At 69.7% G+C, this 4364-nt stretch carries 4 protein-coding genes; 3 read left to right on the top strand and 1 reads right to left on the bottom strand.

The annotated features are described in order from the left end of the window. The coding region (glpK, locus tag I5E_RS00660; protein WP_022905305.1) for a glycerol kinase GlpK at positions 1-1304 on the top strand (1304 nt) is incomplete at its 5' end. A gap of 600 nt (positions 1305-1904) precedes the next feature. Here glpK and trpD read toward each other — a convergent pair. Further along, entirely contained in the window at positions 1905-2960 is a 1056-nt protein-coding gene (gene trpD / locus I5E_RS00655) for an anthranilate phosphoribosyltransferase (protein ID WP_022905304.1), read from the bottom strand. A gap of 70 nt (positions 2961-3030) precedes the next feature. Between trpD and ctaE the strand changes: the two genes are divergently transcribed. Both ctaE and qcrC read left to right on the top strand, forming a co-directional pair. Next, on the top strand, positions 3031-3669 hold the full coding sequence (gene ctaE / locus I5E_RS00650) for an aa3-type cytochrome oxidase subunit III (protein WP_031260857.1): 639 nt from the start codon (positions 3031-3033) through the stop codon (positions 3667-3669). Positions 3670-3690: 21 nt separating this feature from the next. Next, the coding region (gene qcrC, locus I5E_RS00645) for a cytochrome bc1 complex diheme cytochrome c subunit (protein ID WP_042723433.1) at positions 3691-4364 on the top strand (674 nt) is incomplete at its 3' end.

The following is a 4364-nucleotide window of genomic DNA, read 5'->3' as shown; positions in this document are numbered from 1 at the left end:
CGCCCGACGTCGCGGCGGTCGGCATCACGAACCAGCGCGAGACCGCGGTGGTCTGGGACAAGAACACCGGCAAGCCGGTCTACAACGCCATCGTCTGGCAGGACACCCGCACGCAGTCGATCGTCGACAAGCTCGCCGACGGCGACACCGACCGCTACAAGTCGGTCGTCGGCCTGCCCCTGGCGACGTACTTCGCCGGGACGAAGATCGTCTGGATCCTCGAGAACGTCGAGGGTGCACGCGAGAAGGCCGAGGCGGGCGACCTGCTCTTCGGCACCACCGACACCTGGGTCCTCTGGAACCTGACCGGTGGCGTGGACGGCGGCGTCCACAAGACCGACGTCACGAACGCGTCCCGCACGCTGTTCATGGACCTCGAGACGCTCCAGTGGCGCGACGACATCCTCGCCGACTTCCGCGTGCCGAAGTCGATGCTCCCCGAGATCGTCAGCTCCTCCGAGGTCTACGGCCACGTCGAGTCGTCGAACCTCCTCCGCGAGGTCCCGATCGCCGGCATCCTCGGCGACCAGCAGGCCGCGACGTTCGGCCAGGCCGCGTTCGACCAGGGCGAGTCGAAGAACACCTACGGCACGGGCAACTTCCTCATCTTCAACACGGGCACGGAGATCGTCCGCTCGGAGAACGGGCTGCTCACCACCGTCGGCTACAAGCTCGGCGACCAGGAGACGCACTACGCGCTCGAGGGGTCGATCGCCGTCACCGGTTCGCTCATCCAGTGGCTCCGCGACAACCTCGGCCTGATCGGCAGCGCGCCCGAGGTCGAGGCCCTCGCCAAGACCGTCGAGGACAACGGCGGCGTGTACTTCGTCCCGGCGTTCTCGGGCCTGTTCGCGCCGTACTGGCGCCCGGACGCCCGCGGCGCGATCGTCGGCCTCACCCGCTACGTCAACAAGGGGCACATCGCCCGTGCCGCCCTCGAGGCGACGGCGCTGCAGACCCGCGAGGTCCTCGACGCCGTCAACGCGGACTCGGGCGTGGACCTGACGGAGCTCAAGGTCGACGGCGGCATGACCGCCAACGACGCGCTCATGCAGTTCCAGGCGGACATCCTCAACGTGCCGGTGGTCCGTCCGGTGGTCGCCGAGACCACGGCGCTCGGTGCGGCCTACGCGGCCGGCCTGGCCGTCGGGTTCTGGGCGAACCTCGACGAGCTCCGGGCCAACTGGCAGGAGGACAAGCGCTGGGTGCCTCAGCTCGACGAGGCAGAGCGCGAGCGCACGTTGCGCCTCTGGAAGAAGGCCGTCACGAAGACGTTCGACTGGGTGGACGAGGACGTCCAGTAGTCCGCTTCTGCGGTGACCGCCAGGAGGCGCGGTGCGGGTCCGACGGACCGGCACCGCGCCTCCTGGCGTTGCGCGGGCGCGCGGGCGCGCGGGCGCGCGGGCGCGCGGGGGCGCGGGGGCGCGGGGTGCGTGGTGGGTGCGGGGTGGGCGCGGTCGGGTGTGGGGTGCGCTGGGGTCGGGCGCGGCGCGGCGCGGCGCGGCGCGGGTGCGGTGAGGTGCGGGCGCTCGCGCACGGTGCGGCGTCCGTGGTCCGGTGCGAGGTTGCCCGCACGGTGCGCGCCTGCAGCGACGCACCGTGCGCGCAACCGCGCACCAGGTGACGAGGTACGCACGTTGCGGCTCGTGGTTGCGCCGTGCTGCACGTGCGAGGTCCGGGCGGCGGCGGCCGGCGCACGGTGCGGCTTGCGTGGTCCGGTGCGGGGTTGATCGCGCGGTGCGCGCCTGCAGCGACGCACCGTGCGCGCAATCGCGCACCAGGTGACGAAGTATGCACGGTGCGGTGCGCGGCGGCAGCGGGTGCCGCCGCCAACGACCTCGCACGGTGCAGGTCAGGCGGCAGGGGCAGCGGGTGCAGCGGCCAGCAACCTCGCGCGGTGCAGGTCAGGCGGCGGGGGCGACGCCGATCCAATCAGCCAGTTTGCGCGCTGCGGCGCCGGAGTCGATCGCGTCCGCGGCGACCACCAGCTGCTCGCGGAACCGCTGCAGGATCGGCCGGTCGACCTCGGTCGGGTCCTCGGCGAGTCGGAACGACACGAGACCGGCCGCGGCGTTGAGCAGCACGATGTCGCGCACCGGACCGGTCTCCCCCGCGAGGACGCGGTGCACCACGGCGGCGTTGTGCTCCGGGTCACCCCCGAGGAGGTCCTCGATGCGCGCACGGGCGATGCCGAGGTCCCGCGGGTCGAGGTCGTGCTCGGTGACGCGCCCGCCCGTGACCTCCCAGATGTGGCTGTGGCCGGTCGTCGTCAGCTCGTCGAGGCCGTCGTCGCCGCGGAACACGAGCGCCGTGGCCCCGCGGGTCTGGAACACGCCGGTGATGATCGGCACGAGTTCGAGCTGCGCCACGCCCACGGCGTTCGCTTCGCACCGTGCGGGGTTGACCAGCGGCCCGAGGAAGTTGAACACGGTCGGCACGCCGATCTCCCGCCGCACCGGGCCTGCGTGCGCGAAACCGGGGTGGAACGCGCTCGCGAACGCGAAGGTCAGACCGACACGCCGGAAGGTGTCGGCGACACGCGCGGCGTCCATCGTGAGGTCGAGTCCGAGTGCGGCGAGCACGTCGCTGGACCCGGACTTCGACGAGCTCGCCTTGTTGCCGTGCTTGACGACCGGCACGCCCGCTGCCGCGATGACGATCGCGCTCATCGTCGAGACGTTCACGGTCCCGACGACGTCACCACCGGTCCCGACGATGTCGAGCGCCATCGGGTCGACGTCGAGCGGGACGGCGGCGTCGAGGATCGCGTCGCGGAAACCGACGACCTCGTCGACCGTCTCCCCCTTGGCGCGCAGGGCCACGACGAAGGCCGCGATCTGTGCCGGCGTGGCGCGGCCCGCCACGATCTCCTGCATGGCCCATGTGGACTGGCTGATCGTCAGGTCTTCGCGCGCCATGAGCGCACTGATCACGGCAGGCCAGGTGAGAGCGTCGAGCATGCTCCGATCGTAGTGAATTCGAGCAACCCGCCAGTTGGCTAGGAAAACACTGTCCGTGGTTTCGGCCATAATGGAGTCTGTGACTAGCACCCCTCTCTCCAGATCCGCCAGCGGTCCGGTCCTGAACAGGCCGAACGCCGTTGCCGTGGGGACGATCGTGTGGCTGGGCAGCGAGGTCATGTTCTTCGCCGGCCTGTTCGCGATCTACTTCACGTTGCGCAGCACCTCGCCCGAACTCTGGGCGACCGAGACCGCCAAGCTCGAGGTGCCCTTCGCCTCGGTGAACACGATCATCCTGGTGCTGTCCAGCTTCGCCTGCCAGTTCGCGGTCTTCGCTGCCGAGCGCTTCCAGGTGCACCGGACGAGCTGGAACCCCAAGGACTGGGGCATGACGGAGTGGTTCTTCGTCACGTACTGCATGGGCGCGATCTTCGTCTGCGGTCAGATCTTCGAGTACGCGAACCTCTGGCACGAGGGCGTGACGCTCTCCTCCAGCGCGTACGGTTCGGCCTTCTACATGACCACCGGGTTCCACGGTCTGCACGTCACGGGCGGCCTCATCGCCTTCCTGCTGACGCTCGGCCGCGGGTTCGCCGCCAAGAACTTCGGTCACAAGGAAGCGACCACCGCGATCGTCGTGTCGTACTACTGGCACTTCGTCGACGTCGTCTGGATCGGCCTCTTCGCCGTCATCTACCTTCTCAAGTAGGAACTGGATAGCCCCCACCGCATGTTCAACAGAAGCAAGTCCAAGAAGGGCCGCCGTTCACCGATGGCGACCGTGTCGCTCATCGTCGTCGGTCTCATGACCACCGGCGGTGCGTACGCGCTGTTCAGCTCCACGGCGAACGCCGACGACAGCACGACCACCGTGGCGGCGTCGAGCCAGTCGAAGGTGAACGAGGGCCAGAAGCTCTTCGCCTCGAACTGCGCCACCTGCCACGGCCTCTCCGCGCAGGGCACCAGCGAGGGTCCGTCCCTCATCGGTGTCGGCGCCGCGTCGGTCGACTTCCAGGTCGGCACCGGCCGCATGCCGATGGCCGCCCAGGGGCCGCAGGCGGAAGAGAAGCCCGCGCAGTTCACGGACGAGCAGATCGACGCCCTCGCCGAGTACGTCGCGTCGCTCGGCCCCGGCCCGGCCGTCCCCTCCGAGAGCCTCACCAACGGCTCCGACGGCGACGCCGCCGAAGGTGCGGAGCTCTTCCGCATCAACTGCGCCATGTGCCACAACGTGGCCGGCGCCGGTGGTGCACTGACCGAGGGCAAGTACGCGCCGAACCTGCAGTCGGTGTCCGGCAAGCACATCTACGAGGCCATGGTCACGGGCCCGCAGAACATGCCGGTGTTCAACGACCTGAACCTCACCCCCGAGCAGAAGGCCGACATCATCACGTCCTCAAGTAC

This window comes from Curtobacterium sp. B18 (assembly GCF_000333375.1).
In the GTDB taxonomy this organism is placed as follows: domain Bacteria; phylum Actinomycetota; class Actinomycetes; order Actinomycetales; family Microbacteriaceae; genus Curtobacterium.
Note: the sequence above shows the minus strand (reverse complement) of the source record. Positions and strands in the feature narration are given on the sequence as shown.